At 37.2% G+C, this 14,056-nt stretch carries 12 protein-coding genes, 1 tRNA gene and 2 other annotated features; of the genes, 6 read left to right on the forward strand and 7 right to left on the reverse strand.

Translation table 11 applies throughout. The annotated features are described in order from the left end of the window. Positions 1 to 155: 155 nt before the first annotated feature. Positions 156 to 1,130 (reverse strand): ribose-phosphate diphosphokinase, encoded by a 975-nt coding sequence (locus tag IGK03_RS08890; RefSeq protein ID WP_033625290.1) that lies wholly within the window; start codon positions 1,128 to 1,130, stop codon positions 156 to 158. 212 nt (positions 1,131 to 1,342) lie between these two features. On the opposite strand from IGK03_RS08890, the gene IGK03_RS08895 reads away from it, so the two are divergent. From IGK03_RS08895 to IGK03_RS08905, 3 genes are read left to right on the forward strand one after another with little or no spacing between them, the layout of a single operon-like run. Continuing rightward, on the forward strand, positions 1,343 to 2,092 hold the full coding sequence (locus IGK03_RS08895) for a metal ABC transporter ATP-binding protein (protein WP_033625043.1): 750 nt from the start codon (positions 1,343 to 1,345) through the stop codon (positions 2,090 to 2,092). Then, on the forward strand, positions 2,089 to 2,958 hold the full coding sequence (locus IGK03_RS08900; protein ID WP_002364373.1) for a metal ABC transporter permease: 870 nt from the start codon (positions 2,089 to 2,091) through the stop codon (positions 2,956 to 2,958). The genes IGK03_RS08895 and IGK03_RS08900 overlap by 4 nt, the downstream gene beginning before the upstream one ends. Continuing rightward, positions 2,945 to 3,871 (forward strand): metal ABC transporter substrate-binding protein, encoded by a 927-nt coding sequence (locus tag IGK03_RS08905; protein ID WP_002356954.1) that lies wholly within the window; start codon positions 2,945 to 2,947, stop codon positions 3,869 to 3,871. Before IGK03_RS08900 ends, IGK03_RS08905 begins: the two co-directional genes overlap by 14 nt. A gap of 54 nt (positions 3,872 to 3,925) precedes the next feature. Here IGK03_RS08905 and IGK03_RS08910 read toward each other — a convergent pair whose 3' ends face one another. The 5 genes from IGK03_RS08910 to IGK03_RS08930 form a co-directional block, all read right to left on the reverse strand. After that, the gene (locus IGK03_RS08910) at positions 3,926 to 5,464 is read right to left on the reverse strand and encodes an ABC-F family ATP-binding cassette domain-containing protein (RefSeq protein WP_430602243.1); all 1,539 of its coding nucleotides are present in this window, start codon (positions 5,462 to 5,464) and stop codon (positions 3,926 to 3,928) included. A 369-nt stretch (positions 5,465 to 5,833) separates the two neighbouring features. Then, positions 5,834 to 7,027, reverse strand: a complete 1,194-nt coding sequence (locus IGK03_RS08915) for an amidohydrolase (RefSeq protein WP_002410522.1) — start codon at positions 7,025 to 7,027, stop codon at positions 5,834 to 5,836. Between the two features lie 14 nt (positions 7,028 to 7,041). Next, a complete protein-coding gene (locus tag IGK03_RS08920; protein WP_002366917.1) occupies positions 7,042 to 7,875 on the reverse strand; it encodes a MetQ/NlpA family ABC transporter substrate-binding protein in 834 nt (277 codons plus the stop codon). A gap of 19 nt (positions 7,876 to 7,894) precedes the next feature. After that, positions 7,895 to 8,575 (reverse strand): methionine ABC transporter permease, encoded by a 681-nt coding sequence (locus tag IGK03_RS08925; protein WP_002366918.1) that lies wholly within the window; start codon positions 8,573 to 8,575, stop codon positions 7,895 to 7,897. Positions 8,576 to 8,593: 18 nt separating this feature from the next. After that, entirely contained in the window at positions 8,594 to 9,664 is a 1,071-nt protein-coding gene (locus tag IGK03_RS08930; RefSeq protein ID WP_033625045.1) for a methionine ABC transporter ATP-binding protein, read from the reverse strand. Between the two features lie 85 nt (positions 9,665 to 9,749). Then, positions 9,750 to 10,000, reverse strand: a binding site (T-box leader). A gap of 377 nt (positions 10,001 to 10,377) precedes the next feature. Next, positions 10,378 to 10,623, reverse strand: a binding site (T-box leader). A 263-nt stretch (positions 10,624 to 10,886) separates the two neighbouring features. On the opposite strand from IGK03_RS08930, the gene IGK03_RS08935 reads away from it, so the two are divergent. From IGK03_RS08935 to IGK03_RS08945, 3 genes are all read left to right on the forward strand, one after another. Continuing rightward, a tRNA-Thr gene (locus tag IGK03_RS08935) sits at positions 10,887 to 10,959 on the forward strand. 157 nt (positions 10,960 to 11,116) lie between these two features. Beyond that, positions 11,117 to 12,607, forward strand: a complete 1,491-nt coding sequence (locus IGK03_RS08940) for a glucosyltransferase domain-containing protein (RefSeq protein WP_010775961.1) — start codon at positions 11,117 to 11,119, stop codon at positions 12,605 to 12,607. A 213-nt stretch (positions 12,608 to 12,820) separates the two neighbouring features. After that, positions 12,821 to 13,000, forward strand: coding sequence for a hypothetical protein (locus IGK03_RS08945; RefSeq protein ID WP_002383739.1), 180 nt, complete (start codon positions 12,821 to 12,823; stop codon positions 12,998 to 13,000). An 87-nt stretch (positions 13,001 to 13,087) separates the two neighbouring features. Here IGK03_RS08945 and IGK03_RS08950 read toward each other — a convergent pair whose 3' ends face one another. After that, complete coding sequence (locus tag IGK03_RS08950; protein ID WP_430602244.1) at positions 13,088 to 14,053, reverse strand: hypothetical protein; 966 nt, start codon at positions 14,051 to 14,053, stop codon at positions 13,088 to 13,090. Positions 14,054 to 14,056 lie beyond the last annotated feature (3 nt).

Genomic DNA, 14,056 nt, shown 5'->3' on the forward strand with positions numbered 1-14,056 from the left:
TGACTCGTCCCTTTCCTTATGTTCTGGCGTTATTCTAGCATAAAAAGCTTAAAACACAAAATCAGAATACTTTCTCTTCTATTTATAAAAGAGATAAGAAAAATAGGCCCAACACTATTAAAGTTGTTAGACCTATTTCTAGTTTAAGGAATCACTTATTCTCCTTTTGGTTCTAAACGGAATAATGGACTCATTGGTTTATTTTCATGAATACGAAGTAACGCTTCCCCCATTAACTCAGCGCAAGAAATAATATTCAAGGTTGATGGTTGGCGGTCTGCTGTCGTATAAACAGAGTCTGTAATACTAATTTCCTTAATTGGCGCATTTTCTAAGGTTGCTTTTGCGCCTTCTGATAACAAACCATGCGAGGCGCAAGCATACACTTCTTGCGCACCATTTTTCATTAAAACTTCCGCCGCTGTGGCTAACGTTTGACCAGTATTCAAAATGTCATCAACAAGAATACATTTTTTTCCAGCGACATTCCCAATAACGTAACCTTCTTGGCGCACCCCATCAATCTCTTCATGGTCGACAATTGCTAAGGTCGCATCTAAGTACTCCGATAAACTACGTGCGCGTTGAACGCCACTGTTTTTAGGCGAAACAATCACAATTTCTTCCCCTACTAATGCTTGTTGACGATAATAATGAGCAAACAAAGGCATTGTAAATAAATTATCTACTGGGATATCAAAAAATCCTTGGACTTGAACAGTATGCAAGTCTAATGTCAACAAACGTGTTGCGCCTGCCTCTACCAACATATTAGCAACTAATTTCGCAGTAATGGGTTCTCTTGGTTTCGCTGTGCGGTCTTGGCGAGCATAACCATAGTAAGGCAAAATAACATTAATTGTTTTTGCGCTAGCACGTTTTAATGCATCAATTAAAATAAGCAATTCCATCAAATGATCATTTACAGGAGCATTCGTTGCTTGGATGATGTAGACATGATCGCCACGAATACTTTCTTCAATATTAATTTGAATTTCGCCATCACTAAATTGGCGCACGGTGCTTTTTCCTAATTCTGTTCCTACTGATGCTGCGATTTTTTCAGCAAGTGGTCGATTTGCATTTAAACTGAAGATGCGTAAGGTGTCATCTTGATAGTTTTCGGTCATGATATCCTCCGTCAATATAAAATAATAGTCGTTTTCATTCATATTCTACCATTTTTTGTCATAAAAATCATGGGATCCTCCTTAATTTATTGAAAGAAACGGTTTTCTTTGTGAAAAAAGCGCTTGTATTTAGGTGCACCTAAAAATTATTTGCATTTTCTTAAACTATCCCTTATACTGATTTTAAGGCAAACCTAAAAAGGAGGAATTTCATGAGAAAAAGCTTTAACTTAGCTGTTCAAGCGTTAACCGTTCAATATCAAGGACGGACCGCTTTAAATAATATCCACGTTACTATTCCCTCCGGTAAAATTACTGGAATTATCGGACCAAATGGTGCTGGAAAGTCAACATTTATTAAAGGGTTATTAGGCTTGATTAAAACAAAGGAACGTGATGTTTTGTTAAATAATCAAGCGATTGACCAACAAAAAACAACCATTTCCTATGTAGAACAACGTAGCGCCTTGGATCTTAGTTTCCCCATTAGCGTTTTTGAAACGGTCTTGCTAGGAACCTATCCAAACTTGGGACTATTAAAACGCCCAGGAAAGAAAGAAAAGCAAGCAGCCATGGCTGCATTAAAAATGGTGCAATTAGAAGACTATGCGCAACGCCAGATTGGCGAACTTTCTGGTGGCCAATTACAACGTGTGTTTATTGCCCGTGTTTTGGCCCAAGGTGCTGAGGTGATTTTTTTAGATGAACCTTTCGTCGGCATTGATATGTCTAGTGAAAAAGTGATTATGGATATTCTCAAATCATTAAAAAATCAAGGTAAAATGATTATCATTGTTCACCATGATTTGCACAAAGTGTCCCACTATTTTGATGAATTAATCGTTTTGAAAAACCGGCTAATTGCTGCGGGTCCTGTTGAACAAACATTTACTGCAGAAACGCTCCAAGAAGCATACGGTGATTTGTTAGGTGATTTATTAATACAGGGGGTTGCAAAATGATTGCTGCATTTATTGATGGTTTATTCCGTTATCAATTTTTACAAAATGCCCTTTTGACGTCTATAATTGTCGGACTCATTTCAGGGGTAATTGGTTCATTCATTATTTTACGTGGGATGTCTTTGATGGGTGATGCGATTTCACATGCTGTTTTACCAGGGGTCGCTGTTTCTTATATGTTTGGTTTCAATTATATTTTTGGCGCTTCTATTTTTGGCTTACTAGCTGCATTATCGATCGGCTTTATTACCCAAAAAAGTCCACTAAAAAATGATACTGCCATTGGTGTTGTCTTTAGTTCTTTTTTTGCTTTAGGGATTATTTTTATCTCTTTTGCAAAAAGTTCCACCGATTTATATCATATTCTGTTTGGAAATGTATTAGCGGTCGCAGATACCGATATTTTAATTACTTGTGTCGTCGGCGTGATTGTTTTGATTTTTGTGGCATTGTTTTATAAAGAGTTGCAACTCACTTCTTTTGATCCCACAATGGCTCAGGCCTATGGTTTAAATATTCAATTTTTCCACTATGCATTGATGTTTTTACTAACATTAGTCGCTGTTTCTTCTTTGCAAACCGTCGGAACTATTTTAGTCATTGCCATGCTGATTACGCCAGCAGCAACAGCTTATCTATTAACAAATCACTTACCGACAATGATTGGCTTAGCCTCTACTTTTGGGATTTTAAGTTCAGTGATTGGCCTATTCTTCAGTTATTCTTATAACTTAGCTTCTGGTGCGACGATTGTTTTAACCGCCGCCTTATTCTTTTTATTGGCTTTCTTTTTCTCACCAAAGAAAGGCCTAGTATTTGTAAACCGTGAGAAAGAAATGGAGGAATCAACGAATGAAAAAATTTAGTTTATTTTTTTTAACACTTTTAGCAGGGTTAACGTTAGCTGCTTGCGGGAATCAAGCCGCTGAAAAGAAAGAAAAATTAGCAATTGTGACAACAAACTCGATCTTATCCGATTTAGTGAAAAATGTTGGGCAAGACAAAATTGAGCTGCATAGTATTGTGCCAATTGGGACAGACCCTCACGAATATGAACCGTTACCAGAAGACATTGCGAAAGCTTCTGAAGCGGACATTTTATTCTTTAACGGCTTGAACTTAGAAACAGGCGGAAATGGCTGGTTTAACAAATTAATGAAAACGGCCAAAAAAGTTGAGAATAAAGATTACTTTTCTACAAGCAAAAATGTTACGCCACAATATTTAACAAGTGCCGGTCAAGAACAAACAGAAGATCCGCATGCTTGGTTAGACATTGAAAATGGCATTAAATATGTAGAAAACATTCGTGACGTGTTAGTAGAAAAAGATCCAAAAAATAAAGATTTCTATACAGAAAACGCGAAAAATTATACCGAAAAACTTAGCAAACTACATGAGGAAGCCAAAGCTAAATTTGCTGATATTCCTGATGATAAAAAATTATTAGTTACAAGTGAAGGTGCCTTTAAATATTTCTCCAAAGCTTATGATTTAAATGCCGCTTATATTTGGGAAATTAACACAGAAAGTCAAGGAACACCTGAACAAATGACCACGATTATTGATACCATTAAGAAATCAAAAGCACCTGTGTTATTTGTTGAAACCAGTGTCGATAAACGTAGTATGGAACGGGTCTCAAAAGAAGTGAAACGACCAATTTACGATACACTTTTCACAGACTCTCTTGCCAAAGAAGGAACAGAAGGCGATACGTACTACAGCATGATGAACTGGAATTTAACAAAAATCCATGATGGCTTAATGAGTAAATAAATAATAAAGAAGAAAGAACCAAGTTGACTCCCCCTCAACTTGGTTCTTTCTTCTTTATTTAACTAATTCCTCAATATCTATTACTCGATCCACAATTTCTTCATAAAAATCTGCTTCATGGGAAACCAGAAAAACCGTTCCTGGGTAAACGTGAATTGCTTCTTGTAAACTTTTTTTGGCCGCTTCATCAATATGATTGGTTGGCTCATCTAAAAATAACAAATTACTTGTTTGCATCATTAGTTCCGCTAGTTTTACTTTTGTTTGCTCACCACCACTTAACAGGGCTAACGACTGCATTGCTAACTTATCTGGTAAACCTGCCCTAGCCAAATGACTTCTTCGCTCTTTAATCGTTGTATCTGGAAAACGATCTGATAAATAATCTAGCGGCGTTAACTGCTCATTAGGCCACGCTAAGTCTTGGGTAAAATAAGCAATTTTTGTATTCAGCGGATAATGAAATTCTCCATCTAATGAAGGAATCCCTTTCGTCAACGTTTTAATTAATGTTGATTTGCCAATCCCATTAAAGCCTTTCAATGCGACTTTTTCACCGACATGAACCATTAAATCTAACGGTTCTAACAAAGGTTCCCGATAGCCGACAACTAACTTCTGGGTCGTTAGTGCTTGCGTTGCAACTAACCCTTGGTAAGGAAATTCAATCGCTGGCTTAGTCAAGGAACCTGGCGGAGTCAATCGTTCTAAGCGGTCCAATTGTTTTTGTCGACTTTTAGCCATCGTTGCTCGATTTCCAGCTTTGTATTTACGAATATAGGCTTCCATTTTTTCAATTTTTTCTTGTTGGGCCTGATACTGTTTCAAATAGGTTTGTTTATTCTGCTCTTTTTGTGCAAAAGATTTTTCTACATTTCCAGTATATTTGGTTAACTTGCCAAACTCAATGTCTGCGATGCAATTCGTCACTTCATTTAAAAATTGATAATCATGGGAGACTAATAGAAAGCTTCCTTCAAAATTATTCAGATAGCGAACAAGCCATTGAATATGTGTATCATCTAAATAGTTGGTGGGTTCATCTAAAAGTAACACATCAGGGGCCTCTAACAATAATTTTGCTAAAATCACTTTTGAACGTTGACCACCGCTTAGCTCCCCTAACTTTTTATCCAAACCAATTGCTTGTAGTCCTAACCCATTGGCTAAATCCTGAATAATCGTGTCGATTTGGTAAAAATTACTTTCATCTAAATCTGTTTGCAACTTGCCTGCTTGTTCTAAAAGTTTTTCCGAAGCCGTTTGACTGTATTCTTCATAAAGTTTTGTCAGTTTCGCTTCTTTATCAAAAAGTTCTTGAAAGGCTTGTTTCAAAAAATCAACCATCGTTAGTGATTGTTCTACAGAAACGTGCTGATCCAAGTACCCAATCTTACAATTTTTTTGCCACTGAATCGTTCCTTCGTCTGGCAATACTTCCCCCGTTAAAATTTTAATTAAGGTGGATTTGCCGACACCATTTTGGCCAGTTAAGCCTAAATGATCCCCTTTATTCACTTGCAATGAAGCCTCTTCATACAAGACCTTTTCGCCAAATCGATGCGTTAAATGTTCAATAGTTAAAATACTCATTTTCATCACTTCTTTCTTGTTAACTGATTATTTTGGGACAACAAAAAAAGAACCACGTCTGCACGTCGTCCATCCTGACAGAAATCCCGACAACCGCTTGTACGTACACTCAAATAAGACTAGCTTTTCTAGTCAAAAAATGTCCTATCAAGCGATGAAGAAATTAATTGCTCGGCTCCACAACAGTGCTTCATCTGTTCTTAAACTATCGGGAGCTACTTTTCTTGTTAATTTATCAGTTAAAACAAAAAACATGTGAATCACCTTTCTTATGCTTGTATTCTACCATAGTATGACAAGAAAGCAAGCCACGTTGGTTTATAACGAAAGGAGCCCACAAACCATCATTTTGTCGGCTCCCTATCCCTGTTATTCTGATAAATAATTTAATGCATAGCGTACGTGGTACTCTGCTGCTAAAAGTAAGGCACGTTCATCAATATCAAATTGTTCATGATGGTGTCCAAAATGAGTAGCAGGATTTTCAGGGTTTCGTGAACCGACCCGTCCATAGATACCAGGAATTACCGCTAAGTAATCAGCAAAATCATCCGCCCCTAAACTTTTAGGATGATCGGTCACAACATTTTCAAAACCAACAATTTCACTGGCTACCTGCTGCGCACGGTTGGTTGCTTGTTCTTCATTAATTAATGGATTCGCTGCCGCATAAACAGAAAAATCAGCAATTTCTGTGCGATGAGACTGGGCAATTTCATGGGCAATTTCTTCGACTCGTTGTAAAACAAATTGGCGCGTTTCCTGACTAAATGTTCGAACAGTACCTTCAATGGTTGCCTGGTTTGCTACAATATTATAGCGTGTTCCTGCTTGTAAAACGCCAATTCCTACTACGACAGAATCTAAAGGATCAATCTCGCGCGCTACAATTTTTTGTAATTCCACAACGATACTGGCCGCTGCTAAAACAGCATCTCGGCCATTCTGTGGTTGGGCGACGTGACTACTTTGACCACTGACTTCAATTTTAAAAATATCACAAGAGGCGTTGGTGGCGCCTTTGGTAGCGACTAATTTCCCGACCGGCACACTAGAATCTAAATGAATCCCAAACACTTGGTCGATTGCTTCTAAATAATTTCCTTCCACAAATTGTCGCGCGCCTGCACCAATTTCTTCCGCTGGCTGGAAGGCCAGTTTAATCGTTCCTGAAAAGGTATCCTGATGTTTTTTGAGCACTTTAGCTGCACCTAGCAATGCTGCCGCATGACCATCGTGTCCACAAGCATGATTGAGTCCTGGATTTTTAGAAGCATAGGCAGTACCTGTTGCATCTGGCAATTCCAACGCATCAATATCTGCACGTAACAAAATCGTTTTGCCAGCGCCAAGACCTCCTTCAATGGTTGCTAAAACACCCGTTTCCCCTACTTCTACAAAAGGAATAGCTAAGGCTAGTAGTTCTTCTTTAATTCGCTTAATCGTTTCATATTCTTTTAAACTTGCTTCAGGGTATTGATGAAAATGACGTCTTAAATGGATTATCCATTCCTTTTCTGTAGCAATAGCTTCTTGGATTGTTTGAATCGTTGTTGTACTCATTATAAATGCCTCCTTTATTTTTTACCAAATGTTTCCCAGGCTGGAACATTGGCGCCTTTTGATGTTTCTGCAATGACCTTTTTCGTTTCTTCTTGTTGATATTCTTCTACAACTTTTTGATAAAGTTTATTCTCTTGATCTTCTTCTCGGGCCACGACAATGTTCACATAAGGTTTCGCTTTTTCGTTTACAGGTTCTAAGAAAATAGCATCTTTATCTGGTGTATACCCAGCATCGACAGCCATGCCGCTATTAATCACTGAAGCATCGACATCTTGTAAAGCGCGCGCTGTTTGCGTAGCATCTAATTCAGTTATTTTCAATTGGCGTTTATTTTCAGTAATATCACTGACAGTCGGTAGTTGCTGTTTCGCAGGATCTACTTTTATCAGTCCTGCAGTTTGTAATAAAATTAACGCCCGCCCACCATTCGTTGGGTCATTAGGAATAGCAATTTCTCCGCCGTCTTTAATTTTCGTGATATCTTTCAATTTATTAGCGTAAATTCCCAATGGTGCATTGACTGTATTGCCAATTGATACTAATTTCGTTCCATGCTCTTTATTGTAATTGTCTAAAAAGATTTGATGCTGAAAGGCATTTAAATCAATTTCTTTTTCTGCTAATGCTGCATTTGGTTGCGTATAGTCTGTAAATTCTACCAATTGTAGATCAATATTTTTCTTTTTCAAACGGTCTTTGACCGATTCCCATTCATCATTTTTTGTTCCTACAACCCCTAGTTTAACGGTTTCTGTCTTAGTATCCTTCGCAGACCCCGATGCACAACCTGCAATCGTAAAAGCTAATACCCCAATAAGTCCAATTAATTTACTAAATTTTTTCATTTGTCATTTCTCCTTTTTTCTAATGTGATGTTTTTTTGATTAATTGATTACTAATGGCTTGACTGATAAATACCATAATTAAAATAATTAACGTGGCCATAAATGTCACATCGGTTTGAAACCGATTGTATCCTCGAGTAATCGCTAAGTTGCCCAGACCACCGGCTCCAATCGCTCCTGCCATGGCTGTTAATCCAATCAAATTAATAATTGTCACCGCTGAAACACGAATAATACTTGGTAACCCTTCAATTAGATAAACCCGAAAAATAATCCCTAAGGGACTCGTCCCCATGGCTTCTGCCGCTTCAATAACGCCAGGATCCACTTCTAATAACGCATTTTCAATTTGGCGCGCGAAGAACGGAATTACGCCAATAACTAATGGGACTAACGCTGCGGTTGTACCAATTGTCGTTCCTGCCAAAATTCGTGTTAATGGTTGAATCAGTGCAAGCATAATAATGAAAGGAATAGAGCGGCAAACATTAATAATTTTTTCTAAGACACTATACAGGGGTGGATTTTTCAAAACACCACTGGGGCCAGTACTGACAAGCACGACACCCAACAAGACTCCTAACACACCAGCAATCAAGGCTGTCCAAAAAACCATGTATACTGTTTCCCATGTACTTTGAAGAAACTCTTGTTTTAATTGGACAACATTCGGAAAATATTTCTCAAATAATTGATACATTCTCAGTTCACTCCTTTTTTAAATCACCTGTAAATTCTGCTTTTGCTTCGTTTGCTGATAGGTTTTCAAAACATTGGTTCGCACGCCTTGTTTCGCTAAATAAGCAAGGGCTTGTTGACGCTGGGCCTCATCACCAGAAAGCACCACAATTAAATGGCCAATAGGAACATTTTGAACAATTTCGACATTGCCATAAAGGATATTCGTATACACCTGATATTGGCTATACAATTGTGCAATTAATGGCTCGTTCGTTTGATCTCCCACATAAGAAAACTCAATTAATTCTTGATTTTTATCTAAGTCAGCTAATTTAGGATGTTCAAGAATCGTGGTTAATGCTTGATCAATATGAGTTGCTGTCCGAATAAAATCTTTGGTTAAAGGTTGTTGGGGTTGACTAAAAATCGAAACAATATCGTTTGATTCGACAACGCAGCCATTTTCCATCACCGCGACTTTATTACAAATTTCTTTAACCACTTGCATTTCATGGGTGATTAAGACAATCGTCAAGTTCAGTTCTTGATTTAACTTTTTTAACAAGGCTAAAATCTGTCCCGTTGTTTTTGGATCTAACGCACTCGTCGCTTCATCACAAAGTAAAATTTCAGGATCATTTGCTAAAGCGCGGGCAATCGCAACTCGCTGTTTTTGCCCTCCTGATAGTTGACTGGGATAAGCATCCCTTTTTTCACTTAGTCCAACTAGCTCTAATAAATGGCTGATTTTTTGACGCCGCTCAGTTTTACTTAGCCCAGAATATTTTAATGAAAAATCGATATTACTAAATATGGTCCGCTCTTTCATCAAATTAAAATGTTGAAAAATCATTCCAATCTTTTTTCGTTGTTGTCGTAATTCCTTTTTAGAAAAAGTTAAAATATTTTCTTTGTTAATAATAACGGTGCCCGCTGTTGGTCGTTGCAATAAATTAATTACCCGTACTAACGTACTTTTTCCAGCACCGGAATACCCAACGATTCCGTAGATATCCCCTTTATCAATCGTCAAAGAAACATCTTGGACAGCCTGAATTTCTTGTTTTTTTTGTTGAAATGTCACACTGATATTTTTTAGTTCAATCATTCTTTATCCCCCTTCATTCTTACCAACCTGCATTTTTTCACAAAAAAGAAAAAAGCATCCTCAACGACACAACTCGAGTTGTATCGTTGAGGACGCTTTTTTGCGTGTTACCACCTCATGTTCAGAATTTGCTCACACAAATTCCCTTTTCAAGTACGGAACAATATGTTCGATACCCTAGCTCGATAACGGGAGCACCCGTCGCCGCCTTGTGTTTAACACTCGGAGCGCTTGCTCAATAGCCATTTTCCAAAACGTCTTTGTCACCTATTCTCAGCTACCTAGGCTCTCTGTTAGACAAATCAAGTCTTGTACTTACTATATCACTGCTTTTTTATTTCTATTCATTTTAAACTGATTTTCGTTTATTTTCAAAATCAAACAGACTAGAGTTCCTACCCCTTCAAGCATCTTGTACTGTTCATCACTTACAAAGGCCATACTGTGTCGAGTAACCGCAGACAGCATCTACTTTGTCGCTTCGCGCCAGTCGTAGTGCTCAACAGGATTTGACTGTGACGAGAATCACAGCCTTGGCGAGAATCGTAGGAACACTTTCGTGCAAATGACACAACCTGCCCTCCGGTCATCTTGTACTGTTCATCACTTACAAAGGCCATACTGCGTCGAGTAATCGCAGACAGCATCTACTCTGTCGCTTCGCGCCAGTCGTAGTGATTCACAGCAAAAAGCCCTTCACTAGCGTTTTGCTAGTAAAGGGCGAATGATTCGCGGTACCACCTTTTTTCGAAATATAACTGATTCTTTATATCTCATCTCTTATCCAAGTCTTTATTAACTTGGTGCACATGGTAACGGGTGCTTAGCCGAAATTGCTTACTTATCAGCAATTTATTCTCAGAGGCCATCTTCAACTTTTCTGAACCTTGTCCCTTTTCACCAATCAGGACTCTCTTTTGAAGGTCATCAAAATTTACTCTTCTCTTCAACGAATGAATAGTTATCTGTGATGTTGATTTACACTTTACTAGAGAAAAAAGAGATTGTCAACAGTTTTTCTTAGAAAAAAATCATTTTTCTTTTTTTACGAAAGAGCAATTGACAAACTTTCGTCTATACGTTATTCTATTTCTTGTGCACGAGATTTGTACGATTTTTCAAAAGGAACTTTGACGATTACTCGTCGCAGTGTAGCCTTTGAAAATGAACTCTATGGGTTTCACTTCGTTGCAATCCTCGAGTTAGTTTAGCCTTTGAAAGTGCCGCCTTAGCTCAGTTGGTAGAGCACCACCATGGTAAGGTGGGGGTCGCCGGTTCAAGCCCGGCAGGTGGCTTTTTGGTAAAATCCCAACTCTTTAATAAAGAGTTGGGATTTTTTTGTTTTGCCTACCCTTAGTGTTCTGTCAAGATGAGAAAATAACAAAAGCAATTTCTTCATTCCACTCGTTATGGTATATTTTAATTGTTAAATAATTATTGGAGTGGAGTACAATGATGAAACAATTACCTACAGAATCAAAAAAATTTGATTTAAAGAATTGGTGTATTGAAAATAAAGCCTATCTTCTATTGATCATTTTAATTTATCAAGTGGCAGTTTTATCCATCGGCATTATCAATTTCCCTTACTTAGATGATAATGCTCGCCAAGTCGCTGGAATGACAGATTTTGGTACGACTTACGCACGTTGGGGCAGTGAATTTCTCTCATGGTTTGTTCAAGGAAGTCGTCATTTGACAGATCTGGGCTTGACCACACCGATTCTAACAGGTCTTATCTTATCTCTCACAAGCATACTGGCAATTTATATCATCAATGACCAAAAAATTAGCTGGGGTTCCTCTTTAGTAGCTACTTTAATTGGCCTCAATCCTTGGTTCCTCCAATGTCTTAGTTTCAGGTTTGATAGTCCCTATATGGCATTGAGTATTTTTTGTTCGTTTCTTCCTTTTTATTGGTGGCAGCGTAATTCTTTTACGTTTTTCTTGGTTTCTGTCTTTTCACTGTTTGTTATGTTTAATACTTACCAAGCCTCGTCAGGAATTTATATAGTTATCGTCTTATTCCTTACTTTCAAGCAGTTACTTGCTGGAGAAAATTTCATTGCTCTTTGTAAAAAAGTCGCACTTGCTGCTATCGCTTATCTACTTTCTATAGTCAGCTACCTTATCGAGTTAAAATTTGTACCTTCCGCAACAAACAACATTGGGGGCAGTCAGGCCTTACCAAGTTTCCACGATATTCCCAGTGTGGCTTATCAAAATAGTTACCATTATTTTTCAGAGCTATTGAACCAGAGTAATCGTTTATGGCTTTTATTACTGCTCCTACTGCTTGTTTTATTTTTTATTAGTCATCTATCAAATAGCAAAATCAACTTAGGCTTAAGTTTCCTTTATTGTATCTTGTATTTAGGACTTGCTTCTCTCTTAAGTTTTGGTATTTTTATTGTCTATTCAAGAAATATCGCAGGTGATGCGCCTCGCTATATTTACGGATTTGCTGTTTTCGTTACAATCAGCATGTTAAGTTTATTTAACAATCGACAAGTGAAAGCAATTTATCTAACTTCGTTACTTGTGGCCAGCTTGTTATCTTATTATATTTTATCATTTGTTTTGGTGTATTCTTCCACATTAAACTATCAAAAAGAAGCATTCAACCGCCAAGCAGCTGTTTTAACAGATGATTTAAAAAATGTTGTAACAAACGAACGAAAAAAAGTTTATTTAAATACGTTTTTCAAAAATTCAACTGTTTATGCTAATACAAGTCGAAACTACCCAATTCTTTCAAAAATCGTGCCACCAAATGACGGTCTATACTTCCCTAATTACGTTTGGTTCAATACTTCATCGAATTTAGGAGTAGAGATGGCACCACTGAAAGATACGGATATGTCTAAAAATCAAAAAGTAGTAAGTAATCACTTTTATGACATTTATACAAACAACAAAGAAATATTTGTGTTTATGAAATAATTTGTTCCATCCAAAAACACTTCTTTTGCAATAAACGTGACTGTATGGTTTGATTAAGATGGATTAAGTATTCTTTTCGGGTACATTTATTACTTCCTGAAACTTGTTTCTTTCCCATTTTTCTTATGAAGTAACAAAATTTTTGAGAAAAAACAGCTCGTTTTCTATGTTATGATAGAGAAGTGAAAATCACCAGAAAGGTTGTTGCGGACTATGAGAACTCGTCAGAAAAAATTATTTTTATTTTCAATGATTTTATGGTTAGTTGAATTTTTAATTACACGGATTTCTGATTCTTTTCCAGGAGCAACGCCATTGTTCGTTGTGATTTGCTTGATTCAAGGAATTCTTTTTACTTATTTCTGTCTTGCTTTTTTCTATTATCCGCAATAATCAGTCAAGAAAAGCAATTAGAGCAGATTCAGCAAATTTCTGAAACCGAAAAAATGGCACGTCCTCGCTTTTAGGACGTGCCATTTTTTAAAGCATTATTTGTGTAAATGCCGTTCGTATCGCCTGTTGAACATTTTGAACAGCATCGATTTGATGGCCTTTTGCTTCAGTCAATTCTTTTTCAATATATTCAGGATAATAGGTTGCCAAATAACCCCAGATCCAGATAGTTGAATCTGAAATAACCGTCTCTGCTAATGGATACAAATAGGCAAGATGCAACCGAATTTCTTCTTCCAAATGCTGCAGCATAATTGGATCATCATTTTCTAAGTGATTCCTAAGTTCAGTACAAATTTCGGAATAGATCGGCGTATTTAACGGTCCAGTTTTTCCTTCTAGTAAGACTGTCTGAGACTGATTGTCATACCAAAGAAAAGTCAGTGGTTCTGAAAATTGCAACAGTGCTAATTCTTCAATGAACCATTCCCGAGCAAAATAACTAAGTGCTTGGTTCATAACTAAATCTTTTGCGACTTCCACAAATACTGGTTTAGGCAAATATAAACTGGTTTTAATGTTCGCTAATTGTTGATAAACGGGCAATTGATCGCTTACTAACAAGTTCCTTTTAATTGCTTGAATTTGCTGCGTTTCTAATTGTTGATACGCCTCTTCCACTTGCATTAATTGCTGTTCTAACGTTTTTTGTTGTGCTAGCGTTATTTTTTTAGTTTGAAGTAATTGCTTCAATAAAATATACCCTTCAATAAAGCGACGACTTTGACTATAAATTTGCATATAAATTGCCGCTGTTTCAAGGTTCTCAAAATAAGACTCTTGGAACGCTTCTGCCAATGCTAGTGCTTCGTCAGCTTCACCCATTTCCAACAATAATTGGACAATTTTTTGATTTACTGGCGGCGTTTGTTGTAGCTGATAGGCTTGTTGAAAATTTTCTAAAGCGGCGATCTGATTATGTTCTACAAGTGCTTCTTCTCCTTGTGCAATAAAACGTTCATAGTTTTTTGGAAATTCATGAATGGTACTCATATC

Origin of the sequence: Enterococcus sp. DIV2453a, assembly GCF_050533535.1 — a bacterium.
Lineage (GTDB): Bacteria > Bacillota > Bacilli > Lactobacillales > Enterococcaceae > Enterococcus > Enterococcus faecalis.